Source organism: Oceanospirillum maris DSM 6286 (assembly GCF_000422865.1).
In the GTDB taxonomy this organism is placed as follows: Bacteria; Pseudomonadota; Gammaproteobacteria; order Pseudomonadales; family Halomonadaceae; genus Oceanospirillum; species Oceanospirillum maris.
In genome coordinates, this window is sequence record NZ_AUGW01000015.1 from 93,738 (window position 1) to 112,096 (window position 18,359).

Consider the following 18,359-nt stretch of genomic DNA (forward strand, 5'->3'; position numbering starts at 1 on the left):
ATGAATCTGAAGCGCCATAAGCACTTCAGCTCCAGAGGCCAAAAGCCTAAAAAATAAGAACGGAATACACCATGAACATATTTAGCCACCCTGACTTTGATGAACACGAACGTGTTCTCTTTGGTCATGACCCTCAATCTGGCTTAAAGGCCATCGTCGCCATTCATAACACCAATCTTGGCCCAGCCCTTGGTGGCTGCCGCATGTGGCCCTATTCCAATGAAGATGAGGCACTAAAAGATGTACTTCGCTTATCTCGTGGTATGAGCTACAAATCTGCCTTAGCCAACCTCCCATTGGGTGGTGGTAAAGCGGTGATTATTGGGGATCCTCGCCAACAGAAAACATCAGAGCTTTTAAAAGCGATGGGACGTTTTATTGAGTCTGCTAATGGCCAATACATCACCGCAGAAGATTCTGGCACCAGTGTTCCTGATCTTAAAGTCATGGCGGAAGAAACCTCTTACGTGGCTGGCATTATGGAAAAACCCTGTGCCGACGGCCAGTTAAGAAGTGGCGATCCATCACCTTCTACAGCCTATGGCGTTTATCGAGGTTTGGTGTCTGCGGTGGAGTTTCGTTTAGGTCGCTCAGACCTGAGCGGGCTGAAAGTTGCGATCCAAGGTGTGGGTAATGTTGGGTTCAGGCTTGCTCGCCACCTACGCGACGCAGGGGCAGAATTGTGGGTCACCGATATTTACGATGATATGGTTCAACGTTGCGTAAAAGAACTGGGGGCAACCGCTGTCCACTCTGATGAAATATACGGCCTTGATGTCGACGTCTTTGCCCCTTGCGCAATGGGCGGTATTTTAAATGATCAAACGATCAGCCAGCTAAAAGCGACCGTTGTTGCTGGTGCGGCTAACAACCAGTTAGATCAACCGTCTCATGGTGAGGCTCTGCGCCAGCGCGGTATTTTGTACGCCCCAGATTACGCAATTAACTCTGGCGGCATTATTGATGTCTGCTATGAGCGCATGGGTAATTTTGATCTTCAAGCCGTTAACGTCCATATAGAATCGATTCACAGCACGCTAATGGAGATCTTCGCCCGAGCCGACAGCGAGCAGCAATCAACACACGTTATTGCCGATTTAGTCGCAAAAGAGCGCTTCACCAACCCAGAAAAAAACCATCAGCTACCATAGCTTTTTAGTAGAACTCCCTAAACAGTTATTATTAGAACAGGCATGACACTGTCGCTTTTACTATTGGAAAAATGACAGTGCCATGCTCATACAAAGAAACCAAGGAGAGACTCGTGTCTACAACAAATACAACAACATCTCGCGGAGCGCACCAGCACTGGTCGTCGCGTTGGGCATTTATTTTAGCGGCAACAGGTTCTGCCGTTGGCTTAGGCAATATATGGAAATTCCCTTATATTACGGGTGAAAATGGCGGCGGTGCCTTCGTTTTAGTGTACCTTCTTTGTATTGCGGCGGTTGGCCTTCCTATTTTGATGGCCGAAGTGCTCCTTGGTCGCAAAGGAGGCCGAAGCCCAATTGCGAGCATGCGGGAGCTGGTTAAGCAGCATAACGCCAGCTCAGGATGGATCTCTATTGGAGCCATCGGGACTATCGCGGCCTTCTTGATCTTATCGTTCTACAGCGTTATTGGCGGCTGGGCAATTAGCTATGTTGGCTCCTCTATTTCCGGCGAATTTGTCGGTAAAGATAGCGATGCTATTGGCGGCTTATTTGGCGCAATGCTTGGCAACCCGACATCACTGCTGTTCTGGCACAGTGTCTTTATGATAACGGTTATCTTTATTGTCGCTCGCGGCGTCAAAGCAGGTCTTGAGAAAGCCGTAACCTATCTTATGCCAGCACTGTTTGTACTCTTGGTCATAATGATGATTTATGCGATGACTACATCAGGCTTTGCCCAAGGTGCAAGCTTTTTGTTCACGCCTGATTTTTCTAAGCTATCAACAGAGGGCGTGCTAACAGCTTTGGGTCATGCCTTTTTCACCCTAAGCTTGGGTATGGGCGTCATGATGGCTTATGGCTCTTATCTTGATGATAATATCTCTATTGCCAAAACCTCTATAACCGTTGGCTTAATGGATACGGTGGTTGCTCTAGTGGCGGGTCTTGCGATCTTCCCTATCGTGTTTGCTAACGGCATGGAGCCTAGCTCTGGCCCAGGATTGATCTTTGTATCTCTGCCTTTAGCATTCGGCAGCATGTCTTTAGGCTCATTAATTGGTACGCTGTTCTTCACTTTACTGGTTTTTGCCGCACTAACCTCTGCTATTTCCCTATTAGAACCTTCGGTTGAATGGCTTGAAGAGCGCTCAGGTTTCACTCGGATTACAGCAACAATATTCGCTGGTGCTGCGGTTTGGGCCCTAGGTATTTTGTCGATTCTATCCCTAAATCTGTGGAGCGATGTACACCCTCTAGGCATGTTTGCAGCGTTTGAAGGTAAAACTATTTTTGATCTTCTAGACTACCTAACGGCTAATATCATGCTGCCTCTGGCGGGATTACTGGCGGCCCTTTATGTAGGCTGGATTATGAAGAAAGAGGATGTTGCCGCAGAACTAGCAATGGACTCGACACGCTTTAATCTATTCTGGAATACCGTTCGGTATATCACTCCAGTTGCCGTCATTATTGTCTTTATTTACAACCTGTTATAAACAAACAGTCGCCAATAAAACAGAATAAAAAAAACGGATACAGGCTTAAGCCTTGTATCCGTTTTTTTAAACCTGCCTTTTACAATATTATCTAGAACTTACTTATCTAGAACTTATCTATTACTTATTCATTACGTGGTCTATTTATTATTAATTGTTAGTCGTCCAACAAAGGATTTAACAATGTTAGTATCTCGTTATCGTTCAATCGACGGTCACGATAATCACTACCAACACGTTCAAGTAATACCTCTGGATCAACATCAGGCTTACCAAAATAGATACCCATTCGAGCTTTTATCTTCAAATTAGGCCAATCAGGATAAGATAGTCGGGCAATAGCTCGCATCAAGTGCGAAACCAGCTCTTGAACAGAAGCCTTTGAAGCATTAGGTAGTAGCAAGCATATTTTCTTACCTGAGAACCTTGATGCATACTCAGGCGCTTCAACCACGCGCTTCACAATCTGGCCAATATGCAACAACACACGCTCACCGGCAGGCTGTCCGTATTCTCCGTTAATCTCAGGCATGTTCTCAAGATCAAGCAACATCAAACCAAAGGGCTTTTGTATCTCTTGAGACTTTCTCATAACGGCATGCATATAAGGCAAGAAATAAATCCGCTGAATCAAACCCGTCGCAGGATCAAGCATGGAGCCCATTTGAGCCTCTGCAAGCATTTCCTGCATTTGATCCGCCTCTGCCATTCGTTCAGTGACATCATGCCCTGAGATCAGCAAGACGCTCTGATTATCAATTTTAATTGACTGCAGCTGCAGAGAGTAATCACGCATGCCCGCAAGCTTTGATACCAATACTGTGTTCATCGTCATATATTGATTAGGAAGCCCTGAAAGGCTTTCTATAATCGCAACGAGCTCTGGGGCAGAGAACTCTGGAAAAAGATCGTGGGGGGAAAGACTACAAATTTCACCGGCAGCGTAGCCTAAAGCAGTTTCTGCCGCCGAGTTACTGTAGATAAAACTAAGGTCTTTAGGATCCAGTAGTAGTAACAATTCCCTTGACTGAGCAATAGCGGCTCCAATGAGTTGATCTGACACAGCCATCATTGCGTTCTCCTTTAAGCCTTTAATTCTTATATTATATACGCTAAGAAAATACCCCGTATCTGCCTTCAATAAAAGCAACAAAAGGTAACGCTTTGTCTTTATATGTCGAAGCAGAGTACAAAACGAATACTTCTACTACCAGCGCAGCGTTTCCCTTACAAAAGGTATCGTTAACTTTCTCTGCGCCATTAAAGACGCATGATCTAAAACAGAAAGCATATCAAAAAGCTCTCGTAATGTTCGCGGACTTCTATGCAAAATATACCGCGCAACATCTTCTGTTATTTCTAGCCCGCGCTCATGGGCTCTGAGCTTAAATGCGCTAATTTTTTGCTCATCGTTTAACTTTTGTAATCCTGTCGTTACCCCCCAAGCAAGCCGAGAAGATAAATCTGGCAGCTTGACACCTAACTTTGCTGGTGGCGCATCAGCAGAAATAACAAGAATTTTACCTGCATCTCTCAGTCGATTAAAGCAGTGAAACAAAGCGGCTTCCCACTTAGCACGACCCGCCACAAGATTAAGATCGTCAATACAGACAAGGTCCAGCGCCTCCAATCCCTCTAAAAGATCAGGAGACAAAAGCGCAAGCTCATCAAGGGGAAGATAAACAGAGCGCAACCCATGAGCATCGGCCAAATGGCACAAAGCTTGTAACAGATGGCTTTTACCAGAGTCTTGAGGGCCATAGACATATTGAAACGGCTCGCCTTGACCCGCTATCAATATCTTAAAGGCTTCCAGAAGATAGCCGTTATCACCCGGAAAAAAATTAGCAAATGTCGCATCATCCCGCAGGCCGATGCTTAGCGAAAGCTGAGAAGCTTGAAAATCAGCCATATTTCAATGACTTACCTTAAAAAAACCAGAATGAACAATAAATTAGCCGCTTTGAGCGACAATTGAAAGCGTGTTGTTCATTTATACAGCAATTTAGGGTGGATTGTCCCGTTTCCTGAACAATCTCCTTTCTACTTTTACCTATCAACAAAAATTTATCTCAGTTCATCACTAAAAAAGCTATAACCAGCCCGCCGCCACAGCCAATCTATAGGCCAAAGCCACGCTTGCCACCAACCAAGGTGATTTAAGTCACCAAGACAAAGACATTAAATGGCCTTTCGACATAACAACTTCTCCCTGTTGATACTCAGCGGATACAGCTCCGTGTAAACCGCTGGCAATTATATATGACACTCGTTCCGCAGATAACTAGGATGAACCCGAGGTTTTCTTTTCACTCGCTTAATACAAAGAAAACCCGTCTAAGGCGCGTTACGCTCGGATGGATCCGTCTTAAAATCCCTTACCAAGTTATGCGGATCAACCTGCGCTCGATATTCCTTCGTAGCCTGAGCCCACCAAGTCAATTGGGTAAATGTTCGACCAAAATATCCGAACCAAGAGCCTTGATCCTCATGGGGCTGCACCGAACCATCCTCTGTAAAGATTTCCTGCGCCTTGGGTACATGTATCATTGCAGAAACTGGCAGGCAGCCGAGCTCTGAGAGAAACGTACGCATTGCAACCGCTGCACGCATCCCGCCCCATTGCCCTGCTGAATAGGTAACAATCGCACTCGGCTTGTAGGAGAACAAAGAGCTACCGAAGTGGTTCAACAGGTTCGCAAGCGCCGGACTCATCGAATGATTATATTCGGGGCTGACCATAACAAATCCATCGGCACTTTCTATCTTCTCTGCCAATTGATTGAGCTCCGAAGGCGCCTTGCTTCGTGGGTAAGCGAAGTGCGGCTTGAAGACGGGTTCTGTTGGATAATCCAAAGCATCAATCAACTCCACCTCATATTCGGCATATTGACTATTCAGGCATTCGATGACCGCTTCTGCAACCCGAACACCCAAGCGTGCCGGTTTCGGAGGGGTACTATCGCGTACAGTGCCCAAGAAAACCAAAAATTTCATTCGAAACTCCTTTTGATAGCAATGCCCCATAACGAGGCTGTAGAAAAACCTCTACCTCAAAATTGATCATTTTTTGTACTAAAAATGCTGCTTCTATGTGTTCGCGTGGTTTTTTGCGTTGTTTGCCAAAACCATGACAACTTTACCTTATCGAAGTTTAGGCGCTTGTTATATTCCCATTACGCCAAAGCGAAATTGATAGGGTGTACTTTGACTAAAGTAACATTTTTCTTCGCTTGCCAAAGGTTGTAATTGCCTTGCATCGATAGCCAGCTTTCTGAACTTCTGCCCAAAGCCTTAGACAATCTCAATGCCATTTCGGGAGTTATTGAGCTTTGCCCTTTAAGCTCACGATTCAGAGTTGAAGCAGAGACCATTCCTTAGCGGCATTGGAGCGCATTTTACAGCCATCAATAGCAAAGAGCTCATGGCCTAAAAGCCCCTGCTGATCACAGATCAGCAGCACCTGTTCAAACAAGTCTTCAATGGCTTGGGGCTGGCTGCTAACAAAATGAGCAAGGGTGGTAAAGTGCGGAATGGTATCGCAGGACAGGGCTTTAAAGATAATGTTGGTTTCGCAGCACCACTGAATCTCACGGCTGGAGGTGATGCCTTTGGAATAAGCAAACAGTATGATTTTCAGCAAAATCGCCGGATCGTAGGCTGGGCGGCCTTCGCTATCATTCTTATAAGGCTGGTGAAACGCGGACAGCTCCAGCTTTTCAGTCTCTTTATAAAAAACAGGGGTAATGCAGAGCATACTCAAAAGTACCCGGCTGAAGCTGTTCCTGATATTTAATGACCACCATCGACGTTTGGTTGTAGTCATAGTGTTTGAATCGAGCCATCACCGCCTCCTGCGTTTCAAAACCCGATCAGACCATAGTTCGGGAGGTTTTTTACAGCCTGAACGTTGCCAACACGGGCCGCAGCGAAGCGGAGGTCCCTGTGCTTGGCCTTGTTACATGTATTTTGCTATACTTTGTATTACATTGTAAAACATTATATGCGCGGTGATACTATGAAAACTGAAATGCTCAGCACCCGAATAGACCACGATACAAAGTTAGCTTTTACTAACGTGTGTGAAGATTTAGGGTTAAGCCCCTCACAAGCTATTAAGCTCTTTGCAAAGGCAGTCATTAATTATGGCGGCATCCCATTTGAGTTAAAAGCCAAGCAACCGAACTCATTAACAGCAACGGCTATTGCTGAACTCGAATCCGGAAAGGGCAATACAGCGGCCAATGTTGACGAACTATTCAATGACTTGAACATCGGTAAGCTCGACGATGCTTGAACTTGAATACTCCTCTCAGTTTAAGAAAGACTTCAAAAAGATAGCGAAATTGCCGATTCCTGATGTTGTTGAGGCCGGACACGTAATCAAGCAGCTCCAACTTGAAGAGCCTTTATCTGAAAAGTACGTCGATCATGCACTCTCCGGTAATTGGAACAACTATCGAGATTGCCACGTAAAACCAGATCTCGTTCTAATATACAAAGTTGAAGGTGGTTGTCTCAAACTTGCTCGAATTGGAACTCATAGCGAACTATTCCGATAGCATGTAACGAACCTGTAGAAAAACCTGTTTCTAACCCGCTTCTCCCACCAACAGCTCGTTTTCTGTTGTTTATTTTCAATGACTGGTTTTATCGGCCATCGTTTGTTTATTCTGTGTTTCCGGCCTTTTCAGGCTTTGGTCGTCTGTCAGCTCGATTCCATACTGCTTTCAGTGCCTGTTTAAGGCTGTATTCACTCTGATTTACTGGCCGAGCTGTCCGTATTTTGCCAGTTTTTCTACATTATGCACTAGGCAATAAAGCTGCCATTGGCCCTGTACTTTGGTTTTACTTCTCAGGCTGAAGCGGTTCAGTCTTTTGTTGGTGCCGATGTTGCCGAAGACCGGTTCGACAACGGACATCCGGTGGCTGTAGATTTGTTTGCCGTGGGGGCTGTCGACGCGGTGCTTCATCTTACAGCCATCAATGGCAAAGAGTTCATGGCCTAAAAGCCCCTACGTACCTGTTCAAACAAGTCTTCAATGGCTTGGCTGGCTGCTAACAAAATGAGCAAGGGTCGTGAAGTGCGGGACAGTATCGCAGGAGAGAGCTTTAAAGATAATGTTGGTTTCGCAGCACCACTGAATCTCACGGCTGGAGGTGATGCCTTTGGAGTAAGCAAACAGGATGATTTTTAGCAGAATGACTGAATCGTAGGCTGGGCGGCCTTCGCTATCATTCTTATAAGGCTGGTGAAACGCGGACAGCTCCAGCTTTTCAGAAACGAGGTAGTGCAGGGCATGCTCAAATGACCCTGGCTGTAACTGATCCAGGTAATTGATCACCACCATCGACGTTTGGTTGTAGTCGTAGTGCTTAAATCGAGCCATCACCGCCTCCTGCGTTTCAAAACCCGATCAGATCATAGTTCGGGAGGTTTTTCTACAGCCTGAACGCCGCAATAAGCGGCTTGTAATAGCTTGCTAAAATGTGTAGCGAAGCGGAACCGAGCAAGCTGTTACGAGTCCGACTTAATTGCCTTGTGTACGCCCAGCATGGGCATGAACTAATGAGGTGAAAGTCCTCTGTAGGAAGGTCACCATCCTTAGCGATTTATGTCGTTATTAGATGTTAACTACTAGCGAATGGCAAGGGCTTAACCGCGAGGTTTGGTCTGAAGGAAGCCGCTAGCAAAACTGCGAGCTGATGAACAAGAATATCATATGAGGCGTAGGCTGGAGGCGAGTTGGCACAAGACGACGAAGCCATGTGATCTAACGGCCACCGTAAATGATGCAGTTGCGCAGGGAAAGTTCATGTCCTTATCTGGGGAGATCTGCTTAACAGGCGATCGGAAACCTAAACAGTTCTAAGCTACTGATTTAAACAGGCTTGGCAAACAGAATTCATCACGCTGTTTGAGCAAATTTGATGGAACCGATAGCGCTGATATGGGTAACTATATTAGTGATTAAGCAGAAGTCAGCAGACGGCATAGTAGCCAAACGCCCAGCGTAATGGATGGGACACGGTGAAGGCCTGAACCTGAAGGTCAGTGAGGAGCCTGTGAAGCTCAACGTTTCATTCCCGACCGGGCTAAGAAACATTGGCGCAAAAGCAGAAGCCAGCATTGGAGTAAGTCGGAGCTAATCGGCCAGCTTGCTTTAAGCATCTTTAGGAAACGCCCTGTGCGGATCCGCATGCAGGGTGTTGTGGGGGCTGGAGGCTAGATACCTCCGGCTACCCGATTAAGCGGCATTTGCTCTTTGCCTCGCTTTTCTATAACTGCTTACTGAAAAACACACGATTGAAACCACTGTCGCTCTTCCGGCCGACTTCGACGTATCCCAGTTTTGGGTACATTGTGATGTTTTCCGTCATCGCTTCATTTGTGTAAAGCTCTACCGTCTTATATCCCGCTTGCTTCGCGGTATTTTCGACATGCTCGATGAGTAGTTTTCCGATACCTTGACCGCTGCAGCCAGGCAGCACAGCAACGTTTTCAAGCATAAATTGTGTGCCTTCCGGATAGGCCACCACGTAGCCCACCAAGCCCGCCGAGCTTGTAGCTACTGATACACAACCCCTAGCGATTTGGTCCGAGAAATCAGCATGCATCGGCGCAGGCTCTCTATCCATGCGCTGCACGTATTTCAAGTACGCTTGCCTAGCGCATAGCTGGATATCTACTACGTCGGCTTCGATAGCTTCTCGGATTCGGACTGAAGACATTCTAGAGGACACCTTCCAATGGTCGTGTATGCCGTTTAACGCCCGGCTCACGCGCCGGTTTGGAGCCGCGAAGCGGCGGAAAATCGGTCGCTGTGCAGCCGATTGTTAAGCCTTTGCTATAAGATAGGATCCTGCTCCAACCATCAAACCACCAGCCGCAACTTTAACTGCTCGTTCTGCTCGATGATTGATTACGAATGACGCAACGACCCCTGAAAAATAGGCGTAGCCCAATTTGACACCACCAACTGCGACAATGGTTATCCCTGCAATTATTGCTATATCCATTGTCCCGATAGTGGCTAAATCAACGAAAGCAGGAAACAAACTCGCATAGAAAAATATAGCCTTTAAATCACCGAGGGTGAGGAGTAATCCAGAGAGAAAGCTCGCTGATAGTTTCGATGCTGACCGACCAGAATCCTCTAACTGCAATGAAGCTTTCGATCTAATGAGGCTTATACCAAACCAGATGAGATACGCGCCTGCTAAATATCTCAGGATTAAGAAAAAACTGCCCACTACTTCTGCCAGCGCAGCCATTCCTAAAACAGCTAGAAACACAAAAGCAAGATCACCGACGACAATACCCGCCGTAACAGCACAACCGTTTGAGAACCCCGCCGAGGAGGAACGAGCAACGATTAAAGCGACACTAGTGCTTGGAACTAGTGCTAAAACTGCCATTGCTCCAAAAAGAGCTAGTATTTCAAGCAGGCTCATAGCGATTCCTGTGCTTAACGCCTAATTAGGTTACCTTTTACTGTGACCTCTGAAGTTCCAGAGTGGAACACTATATCTTTGAACATTACAGATATATTGAACAAGCAATATACAAGCAAAAATGACGTCAGTAAGAACATAGATACAAGATCAAATGTTGCAAACCCGATAAAATACGATTGCTGATAAAAGGTTTGTAAGTATAAACCTTTCAACAAAGCTAGCGATGTAGTGCCTGCAAACCCATAAGTTGCCGCTCCAAACAACGTGTCAGCATACACACCAAAATGCTTATATATAAAACTATCTCTTTTTAGTTCACTTGATGAATAGAGGTACTGGTGAATAATAAATGTTCCTGAAATGTAACCCCAAGCAGCGATGGATAACCAGCCAGACTCAAGAATTGCTTTCAGTGGTTCTTTGATCTCATCACCGAAAATTTGTACTCCAACTATTAGAGCTATAAGAAATACTACAGCACCAGTAGTTCTCACATTCAACGACTTCAGCTTGCTCACAGCTTACTCCTGTTGAATCTATCTACTTTCTCCTGTTCTTTTATATCGCTATCTTTTCCTAGCACTCCACCAATAGCTCCGCCAGCTGCAACGCCAGCAGCTCCACCGACAAGACCAAGTATTCCCCCGAGAACCATGCCTAGAGCTGTATTGTCAGAAGATTTTTTTGCCTGAACTTGCGATACAAAATACTTCTCACCATCAACAAAAAACTCTTTTGAACCCAATAAACGAAACAGCTCCCCCTTTGTAGGAGCTATTTTATCAAGGAATAAGAGTTTCCCTGTTTTCTTACTTCCAACTTTTTCTTCTACGTACAATTTCATATCATATTTCTAATGTTTATTGGTATTTTGATTGGGAACCTAACGAGCCTGTAGAAAAACTTGTTTTCAGCCGGCTTTTCTTGCCAGCAGCTCGCTCTCTATTGTTTGTTTTCGATTGCCGGTTTTTTTCAGCAACCCTTGCTTGATTCTGTGTTTCCGGCCTTTTCAAGCTTTGGTTGTCTGTAAGCCAAGTATCGTGCTGCTTTCAGTGCCTGTTTTAAGGCTGTATTCACTCTGTTTTACTGGCTGAGATGCCCGTATTTTGCCAGTTTTTCTACATTGTGTACCAGACAATAAAGTTGCCATTGACCCTGTACTTTGGTTTTGCTTCTCAGGCTGAAGCGGTTCAGTCTTTTGTTGGTCCCGATGTTGCCGAAGACCGGTTCGACAACGGACATCCGGTGGCTGTCGATTTGTTTACCGTGAGGGCTGTCGACGCGATGTTTCATCCAGTCGGTATAGCTCGGTAGCCGTTTGTCATTTAACGGGAAGCTGACTTGGCGGCTTATAAGGCTGATGAAACGCGGACAGATCCAGCTTTTCAGAAACGAGGTAATGCAGGGCATGCTAAAAGTACCGGGTTGCAACTGATCCAGGTAATTGATCACCACCATCGACGTTTGATTGTAGTCATAGTGTTTGAACCGAGCCATCACCGCCTCCTGCGTTTCAAAACCCGATCAGACCATAGTTCGGGAGGTTTTTCTACAGCCTGAACGCCTTGCTCACCGGAAAATCAGGAGCGTAGCAAGTGATTTTTCCGAGTGCAGCAATTTGTTATAAAGCATAGTGCACAAATGTACAGTCCCCCCCTCTTGAGGGGGCGAGTCACAAACAGTTTTATTTTATATGCACCAAATTTATTTACATTGAAAACTACTTATTCTTGCTAATGCACTTAACACAGCAAAGATAGAAGCTGTTGTGCTATTGGTATGAATGCCTACACCAAAATACGAGCCGGATAAGCCATCAATAGATAATTCAATCAACGCTATCGCTTCTGCATCATTACCTTGCCCTAGGTTTCGCTCTTCATACGACAATACAGTTGCTTGCTGTGCTAATGCGTCCAGTGTTGCTGCGATGGGTCCATTACCTCGCCCTTTTACTTGCCGATGTTTGCCTTGAGTGGACTTTAAATCCAACACAATTTCTTGTCCTGATGAAGTTTCAAATAAGGAGTGTCGCTGATAGCCATATACTCCTGAAGCTTGCTCGGGCTGTAAATAGGTACGGGTAAACAGCTCCCAAAGTTGTTGGCTCGATAGTTCTGTTTCGGCACTATCCGCCTGCTTTTGGACGATTGAGCTGAATTCTACCTGCATGCGACGTGGCATCTGTATGCCATAATCCTGCTCCAGCAAAAAAGCGATACCGCCTTTGCCAGATTGACTGTTAACACGTACAACTCCATCGTAAGTGCGCCCTAAGTCTTTAGGGTCAATCGGCAAGTAAGGAGTGCGCCACGGCGCACCGACTTGTTGTCGCTTAAAGCCTTTAGCTATGGCATCTTGGTGCGATCCAGAAAACGCAGTGAATACCAAATCACCTGCATAAGGGTGACGGGGGTGCAAAGCAATTGCCGTGCATTCTTCCACCGTTAATGCCAAACCTAAAATATCTGAAAAGTTCAAGCCAGGGGAAATACCTTGGGTGTACATATTCAAAGCAATAGTAACCAAATCCAAGTTGCCGCTACGTTCACCATTGCCAAACAAACAACCCTCCACTCGATCAGTACCTGCTAATAAAGCCTGCTCTGCACAAGCGACTCCTGTGCCACGATCGTTATGCGGATGCACAGATAAAATCACTTGCTGGCGGCGCTGCAAATGACGATGCATCCACTCAATTTGATCCGCAAATACATTTGGTGTGCTGACCTCTACGGTGGTAGGCAAGTTAATAATCATGGTTTGAGTATCGTCTTCTAGCCACTCATCCATCGCCGCATGGCACATCCGTAAAGACACTTCTAACTCAGCCATGCAAAATGTTTCTGGTGAATACTGCAACACCCATTCGGTTTCTGGAAAATCAGCAACACGTCTTTTTAAATAGCGAACATGCTCACGAACTAACTGCTCAACCTGTTCTACCGTCAACCCAAAAACAATCTCACGCCAAGCTGGTGCTACTGCATTATATAAATGCACGATTACACGTCGTGCGCCACTCATACTTTCCAGAGTACGATCAATAAGGTCATGCCGTAACTGCGTCATCACCATAGGGGTGATATTTTCTGGAATGAGGTCTTGCTCAATTAACTGGCGACAAAATTTAAAATCGATTTGCGAGCCGGCTGGAAAACCTACCTCTATTTCTTGAAATCCAACCTGCACCAAGGTCTTAAATAATCGGTGCTTTCTATTCAGATTCATTGGCTCAAATAACGCTTGGTTACCATCTCTTAAATCGGTAGATAACCAGATCGGCGCTTTACTAATCGTCTGATCAGGCCACTGACGATCTACTAACTGAACAGATGGGTGTGGAATATATTTACGACTTGGATCAAGCAACATGGGAAGAGCCTCCTAACAATCAAGAATTCATTAGAATGTTAGGTGTTAACTGCATGCACTGATATCTATAATAGAGCGGATCATATCGAGAAAAAGACATCTATGGAAAAATCCAAAGCAGATATTTGCAAGCTCAACCAATTTGAACAATCCGAACTGCCGCTACACGGTATAGCGGTAGATTATCCAAAAAGGCATATTATCGCCTTCCATAAGCACAGATCCAGTGCGCAGCTAATGTATGCTATTTCAGGTACTTTGCTGATTGAAACCTATGCTGGTCGCTGGTTAGTACCTCCTAACCGAGCGGTTTGGTTGGCCGCTGGTGAAGAGCATTGTGTGATCATGCGCAGTCATACCCAAGTGCGTAGCCTATTAGTAAAAGCAGACGCAGCTAATTCAACACTACCTAACAGCAGCTTTGTTATTAACGTCACGCCATTACTCAAAGAGCTAATCCAAGCAGCTACTTTGCTGCCTATTGACTACGCAGCAGATAGGCGCGCAAATTTATTAGTAAGTTTATTATTGGAAGAATTAAAACGTCATCACGCTATAAACCTATTGTTGCCTTGGCCTAAAGAAGCGCGTTATCACAATGTCTGCGAATATTTCACACAACATTTAACCGATACACGTCCAATCACTGAGTGGGCAAGCGAACTGCATATTTCAGCCAAAACCTTTGAACGTCAATTTGTGCAATTAACAGGTATTTCCTTTGGCAAGTGGCGGCAACAAGCACGCTTGCTCTATTCACTGGAAGCGCTTAACGAAGGGCTTCCCATAACTGAAATTGCCCTAAGCTATGGTTACAGCAGCCACAGTGCATACAGCGCAGCTTTTAAGGCATTTTTTGGGCAAAGTCCATCGGACTTTATGAAAGACAAAGGATAAAGACACTCCCTTGATAGATGAGATCTCATACTTTATAACGCCGCTAGCACGCGCGGCTTTGTAGTGAAGGCGAAACTGCAACGGAAAAGCAGTCGCTGTTCCTAGCCTTATTATGTGCTGTCTAACGATAGAAAATATCATATGACTTAACTCGTTCACGCCTACGTTAGCACACCTGAAATACAGCCTACGATTTCTAGCTGCTTACACGAGGTACTGCATTCCACTCTGAAATACTTATCTATCTTTACAAGGGCATTCTATACTCAATAACCCCTGGCTTTACTGCTACCCAATCGTATAGTTTTTGCCCTGGTAAATTTGTTTCCTGTGTATGCCAATATAAACGTGCACACTGTTGCTTTCTTGCCTGTTCTTGTACAAATTCAATCAACTGTTTTCCTACGTGTAATCCTCTCGCACTAGGCGCTACATAAAGATCTTCCAAATAGCAAAAATTATTAATAGCCCAAGTAGAAGAATGGTACAGGTAATGCACAAAACCTAAAACTTTGTCAGAAGATTTTGCGATTGCACAATAAACCTTTTCGTTGTTATCAAAAAAACGATTCCATGTCGCTAGTGTTGTTTCTTCTGATATAGAAACCTTATAAAACTCTTGGTATTTCAACCAAAATGCTAGCCATTGTTGATAGTCATTAATCTGTATAGATTCAACAGAGACAAGTAAGGGAATTTTTTTCATTTTATATATTCCTAGATTTAAGATTGAAAAGTTTTATATAGACGATCGAATACTCGCCCATTCAACACAGCATAAGCGATCAGCCCAATTAATAATCCCCAAAAAGCACTGCCAATACCAAACAATTGAATATTAGAAGCCGAAGCTAAGAAAGTGATTAGCGCAGCTTCACGTGTTGTATTGTTTGACAGCGCATTGGTAAGACTACTGCCAATAGTTCCTAGCAATGCCAGCCCTGCAAGTGTGGTAATAAAAGTGCTGGGTAATGCCATAAACACAGCTGCCAAAGTGACACCAAATAAACCCACCAAAATATAGAACACACCGGCAGCAATACCCGCAACCCAACGTTTGGAAGGTTCTTCATGTGCTTCTTTACCCGTGCAGATCGCAGCGGTAATAGCGGCAATGTTAAAAGCGTGCGAACCAAAAGGTGCCATCAGCAATGAGCCAAGCCCCGTTAAAGCCACAATTGGATTAGCACTGGTTTTAAAACCATCGTTGCGCAGCACTAACATTCCCGGCATGTATTGCCCCGTTAAAGTAATCAAAAATAATGGTAACGCCACACTCAATAAGGCATGCCAGGAAAATTCAGGTTGAGTGAACACAGGAACTGCAAACTCTAATTCAACCCCCGAAAAGTCAACTCGCCCCTGGCTCACTAAGAGTATTAACCCCAGTACTAAAATACCTACCACTGCATAACGAGCTGTCATACGTTTAAATAATAGATAAGCAATTATTAAAACGCCTGCTAAAACAGGCTCAAGCGTTATACCTGAGAAGGCATTAATACCAAACTGCAATAGAATTCCTGCCAATAAACCTGAGGCGATGCTGGATGGAATCAGTTTAATCACTTTTTCAAAATAACCCGAAACCCCAAGCACAAGAAAAGCTAAAGCAGAAATAAGGTAAGCACCAACAGCTTGCTCATAAGGTGTTGAAACTAAAGCGACAACCAAGAACGCTGCCGCTGGCGTAGACCATGCAGTAATAATAGGTTCGCGATAGCGCCAACTTAATATAATTCCTGTAATACCAACGCCAATTGACACCGACCAAACCCAAGAAGCTGTTTGCTCTGAATTTAAGCCAGCAACATTCGCCGCCTGAAAAACCAAAATAAAGGTTCCACCATAGTTCACCAATACTGAAACCAGCCCTGCGACAATAGGGTTCCATAAATCTGAAAGTGTATTTTTTTGTTCCATTGATCTACTCACAACCCATCCCGTTAACTGTTCAAGAAGAGTTGTTTTATATGCCGAATTTGGCATGATGTAACCATCCATTTAATAGCTAGCAGGCAGACCATTTGTTCAAACACTCACAACTGGAGTCCGTAAAAGCAGCACTGATGCATCCCGATTATGCAAAGTACCCACTGTATTTGCGCATCCAGCGGGCATTACGTCAGTTAATACTGGATGGCGTGTTACAAGCGAACAATCCCCTGCCTGCTTCGCGTGCATTAGCTCTGTCACTTAATGTTTCACGCGATACGGTTGAAAATGCGTACAGTTTATTGCATGCGGAAGGCTATATTGAACGGCAGGTTGGCAGTGGTAGTTTTGTAGCAGAGGTGCCGCAACTCCAAAAACCCAAGCGAATAATCGCCACACAACCTACTAAGCAGCCAACTATTCAGTTGAGTAAACGTGGGCAAGGTATGCTCAATAATGAAGGCGTTAGAGAGGCATTAACACCGCACCCTTTTGCGCCAGGTATTCCTGAAACACGCCTATTTCCATTACCGCTGTGGCTTCGCTTAGAGCGACAAGTGATTCGAGATTATCAATTTAAAGCGTTACAACACAGTGATCCGCAAGGCACCAAAGAACTACGCAGCGCCATTGCCCACTATGTGAATTTAGAGCGTGGGGCTCATGCAACACCAGAACGCATATTAATTTTAACCAGCTCGCAGCAAGCCATCGCACTATGTGCACTCAATCTGTTAGATGCTGGCGATCGTATTTTTACTGAAAACCCCATGTATCAAGGTGCTCGTAAAGCTTTTGAAACAGCAGGGCTAATCCCAGTGCCTATTCCAGTCGATCAACACGGCATTCGAGTTGACCTATTAAAGCAACATTCCACACCTGTAAAAGTAGTGTCTTTAACGCCCTCACATCAATACCCAACAGGCGCAACTTTATCGCTTGAGCGACGTTTAGAACTGATTGAATGGGCTGAGCAGAATCAAGCGTGGATTATTGAAGATGATTACGACAGTGAGTTTCACTACGTCGGAAAACCAACCGCCTGCGTGCAAGGTTTAGACCCTTACCAGCGCACTATTTACATTGGCACTTTCACCAAGTCTTTATTTCCGAGTGTGCGTATTGGCTATATGATTTTACCCGCACAACTCGTCGCGCCAATGACCACAGCACGAACATTACAAGATGGACATACGGCAACAATTTCACAACTTACTCTGGCGTGTTTTATTGAAAATGGTCATTTTGGCGCCTATATTCGGCAAATGCGTCAAGTGTATGCCAAGCGTTTAATAACACTTGAGAAACTTGTGAGGACACACCTTAAAGAGTTTTTAGAACCACTACCGCCGCTAGGTGGCATGCAAATGCCCTGCGTGCTGATATGCGGACTGAATGAGAAAGTGATTATTGAAGACGCTAAAGAAAAAGGCATTGCCCTAACTGGCTTGTCTAGCTTGTACATCACCACACCGACGCAGACAGGGTTTTTACTTGGGTTTGCAGCCTATACAGAACGTGAGATGGAGCTCGCTATACAGATAATAAGAAAGGTATTTACTGATAATTCAGGTTAGTTTATAACCCCGTATCATGATATGCCTACAATACTACGCAATATCAGCTATCAATGCGGTTCAGCAGAGCACATAACGAGCCTGTAGAAAAACCTGTTTCTAACCCGTTTTTCCCACCAACAACTCGCTCTCTGTTGTTTATTTCCGGTTGCCAGTTTTTATCGGCAATCGTTTGTTTATTCTGTGTTTCCGGCCTTTTTAGGCTTTGGTCGTCTGTCAGCTCGATTCATGCTGCTTTCAGTGCCTGTTCTAAGGCTGTATTCACTCTGTTTTACTGGCTGAGATGCCCGTATTTTGCCAGTTTTTCTACATTATGCACCAGGCAATAAAGCTGCCATTGGCCCTGTACTTTGGTTTTGCTTCTCAGGCTGAAGCGGTTCAGTTTTTTGTTGGTGCCGATGTTGCCGAAGACCGGTTCGACAACGGACATCCGGTGGCTGTAGATTTGTTTGCCGTGGGGGCTGTCG

At 45.0% G+C, this 18,359-nt stretch carries 18 protein-coding genes and 3 pseudogenes; 6 read left to right on the forward strand and 15 right to left on the reverse strand.

Features of this window, described 5'->3' with window-relative positions; translation table 11 throughout:
• The first annotated feature begins 71 nt into the window (after window positions 1-71).
• Window positions 72-1,151: a Glu/Leu/Phe/Val family dehydrogenase gene (locus tag G517_RS0107475; protein ID WP_028303891.1), complete on the forward strand. Its 1,080-nt coding sequence runs from the start codon at window positions 72-74 to the stop codon at window positions 1,149-1,151.
• A 113-nt stretch (window positions 1,152-1,264) separates the two neighbouring features.
• Window positions 1,265-2,650, forward strand: coding sequence for a sodium-dependent transporter (locus G517_RS0107480; protein ID WP_028303892.1), 1,386 nt, complete (start codon window positions 1,265-1,267; stop codon window positions 2,648-2,650).
• 157 nt (window positions 2,651-2,807) lie between these two features.
• Here G517_RS0107480 and G517_RS0107485 read toward each other — a convergent pair whose 3' ends face one another.
• The 5 genes and pseudogenes from G517_RS0107485 to G517_RS18220 form a co-directional block, all read right to left on the reverse strand.
• The gene (locus tag G517_RS0107485) at window positions 2,808-3,722 is read right to left on the reverse strand and encodes a GGDEF domain-containing protein (protein ID WP_028303893.1); all 915 of its coding nucleotides are present in this window, start codon (window positions 3,720-3,722) and stop codon (window positions 2,808-2,810) included.
• A 135-nt stretch (window positions 3,723-3,857) separates the two neighbouring features.
• On the reverse strand, window positions 3,858-4,562 hold the full coding sequence (gene hda / locus G517_RS0107490; RefSeq protein ID WP_028303894.1) for a DnaA regulatory inactivator Hda: 705 nt from the start codon (window positions 4,560-4,562) through the stop codon (window positions 3,858-3,860).
• 425 nt (window positions 4,563-4,987) lie between these two features.
• Entirely contained in the window at window positions 4,988-5,647 is a 660-nt protein-coding gene (locus tag G517_RS0107495; protein ID WP_028303895.1) for an NADPH-dependent FMN reductase, read from the reverse strand.
• A gap of 179 nt (window positions 5,648-5,826) precedes the next feature.
• On the reverse strand, window positions 5,827-6,024 hold the full coding sequence (locus tag G517_RS20455; protein ID WP_084632116.1) for a HigA family addiction module antitoxin: 198 nt from the start codon (window positions 6,022-6,024) through the stop codon (window positions 5,827-5,829).
• Window positions 6,018-6,495 (reverse strand): annotated as a pseudogene (locus G517_RS18220) (transposase); the annotation flags it as partial. The pseudogene G517_RS18220 and the gene G517_RS20455, both read right to left, overlap by 7 nt.
• Window positions 6,496-6,668: 173 nt before the next feature.
• On the opposite strand from G517_RS18220, the gene G517_RS0107505 reads away from it, so the two are divergent.
• Together G517_RS0107505 and G517_RS0107510 are read left to right on the forward strand one after the other, a co-directional pair.
• Window positions 6,669-6,947: a type II toxin-antitoxin system RelB/DinJ family antitoxin gene (locus G517_RS0107505; RefSeq protein WP_028303896.1), complete on the forward strand. Its 279-nt coding sequence runs from the start codon at window positions 6,669-6,671 to the stop codon at window positions 6,945-6,947.
• Window positions 6,940-7,212 (forward strand): type II toxin-antitoxin system RelE/ParE family toxin, encoded by a 273-nt coding sequence (locus G517_RS0107510; RefSeq protein ID WP_028303897.1) that lies wholly within the window; start codon window positions 6,940-6,942, stop codon window positions 7,210-7,212. Before G517_RS0107505 ends, G517_RS0107510 begins: the two co-directional genes overlap by 8 nt.
• Window positions 7,213-7,413: 201 nt before the next feature.
• On the opposite strand, the pseudogene G517_RS21355 reads toward G517_RS0107510, so the two are convergent.
• The 7 genes and pseudogenes from G517_RS21355 to G517_RS0107545 all read right to left on the reverse strand — a co-directional run bounded on the left by G517_RS21355 (window position 7,414) and on the right by G517_RS0107545 (window position 13,483).
• Window positions 7,414-8,040, reverse strand: a pseudogene (locus G517_RS21355) (transposase).
• 889 nt (window positions 8,041-8,929) lie between these two features.
• Window positions 8,930-9,382, reverse strand: coding sequence for a GNAT family N-acetyltransferase (locus G517_RS0107520; protein ID WP_036590779.1), 453 nt, complete (start codon window positions 9,380-9,382; stop codon window positions 8,930-8,932).
• 105 nt (window positions 9,383-9,487) lie between these two features.
• Window positions 9,488-10,105, reverse strand: a complete 618-nt coding sequence (locus tag G517_RS0107525) for a LysE family translocator (protein ID WP_028303899.1) — start codon at window positions 10,103-10,105, stop codon at window positions 9,488-9,490.
• A gap of 14 nt (window positions 10,106-10,119) precedes the next feature.
• Window positions 10,120-10,626: a hypothetical protein gene (locus tag G517_RS0107530; RefSeq protein WP_028303900.1), complete on the reverse strand. Its 507-nt coding sequence runs from the start codon at window positions 10,624-10,626 to the stop codon at window positions 10,120-10,122.
• Window positions 10,623-10,952, reverse strand: a complete 330-nt coding sequence (locus G517_RS18230; protein ID WP_036590781.1) for a hypothetical protein — start codon at window positions 10,950-10,952, stop codon at window positions 10,623-10,625. The genes G517_RS0107530 and G517_RS18230 overlap by 4 nt, the downstream gene beginning before the upstream one ends.
• 239 nt (window positions 10,953-11,191) lie before the next feature.
• A pseudogene (locus G517_RS21360) lies at window positions 11,192-11,455 on the reverse strand (transposase); the annotation flags it as partial.
• Window positions 11,456-11,812: 357 nt separating this feature from the next.
• Window positions 11,813-13,483, reverse strand: a complete 1,671-nt coding sequence (locus tag G517_RS0107545) for a 2-isopropylmalate synthase (protein WP_028303902.1) — start codon at window positions 13,481-13,483, stop codon at window positions 11,813-11,815.
• A gap of 102 nt (window positions 13,484-13,585) precedes the next feature.
• Between G517_RS0107545 and G517_RS0107550 the strand changes: the two genes are divergently transcribed.
• Window positions 13,586-14,380, forward strand: a complete 795-nt coding sequence (locus tag G517_RS0107550; RefSeq protein ID WP_051206203.1) for an AraC family transcriptional regulator — start codon at window positions 13,586-13,588, stop codon at window positions 14,378-14,380.
• A gap of 247 nt (window positions 14,381-14,627) precedes the next feature.
• Here G517_RS0107550 and G517_RS0107555 read toward each other — a convergent pair whose 3' ends face one another.
• Together G517_RS0107555 and G517_RS0107560 are read right to left on the reverse strand one after the other, a co-directional pair.
• The gene (locus tag G517_RS0107555) at window positions 14,628-15,086 is read right to left on the reverse strand and encodes a GNAT family N-acetyltransferase (protein WP_028303904.1); all 459 of its coding nucleotides are present in this window, start codon (window positions 15,084-15,086) and stop codon (window positions 14,628-14,630) included.
• A 17-nt stretch (window positions 15,087-15,103) separates the two neighbouring features.
• Complete coding sequence (locus tag G517_RS0107560; protein ID WP_211224263.1) at window positions 15,104-16,384, reverse strand: benzoate/H(+) symporter BenE family transporter; 1,281 nt, start codon at window positions 16,382-16,384, stop codon at window positions 15,104-15,106.
• Between the two features lie 23 nt (window positions 16,385-16,407).
• Here G517_RS0107560 and pdxR point away from each other — a divergent pair, with 23 nt between their 5' ends.
• Window positions 16,408-17,892, forward strand: a complete 1,485-nt coding sequence (pdxR, locus tag G517_RS0107565) for a MocR-like pyridoxine biosynthesis transcription factor PdxR (protein WP_028303906.1) — start codon at window positions 16,408-16,410, stop codon at window positions 17,890-17,892.
• Between the two features lie 271 nt (window positions 17,893-18,163).
• Here the strand turns inward: pdxR and G517_RS20465 are convergent.
• Window positions 18,164-18,359, reverse strand: a 196-nt coding sequence (locus tag G517_RS20465) for a transposase (RefSeq protein WP_084632119.1), incomplete at its 5' end; no start/stop codon positions are given.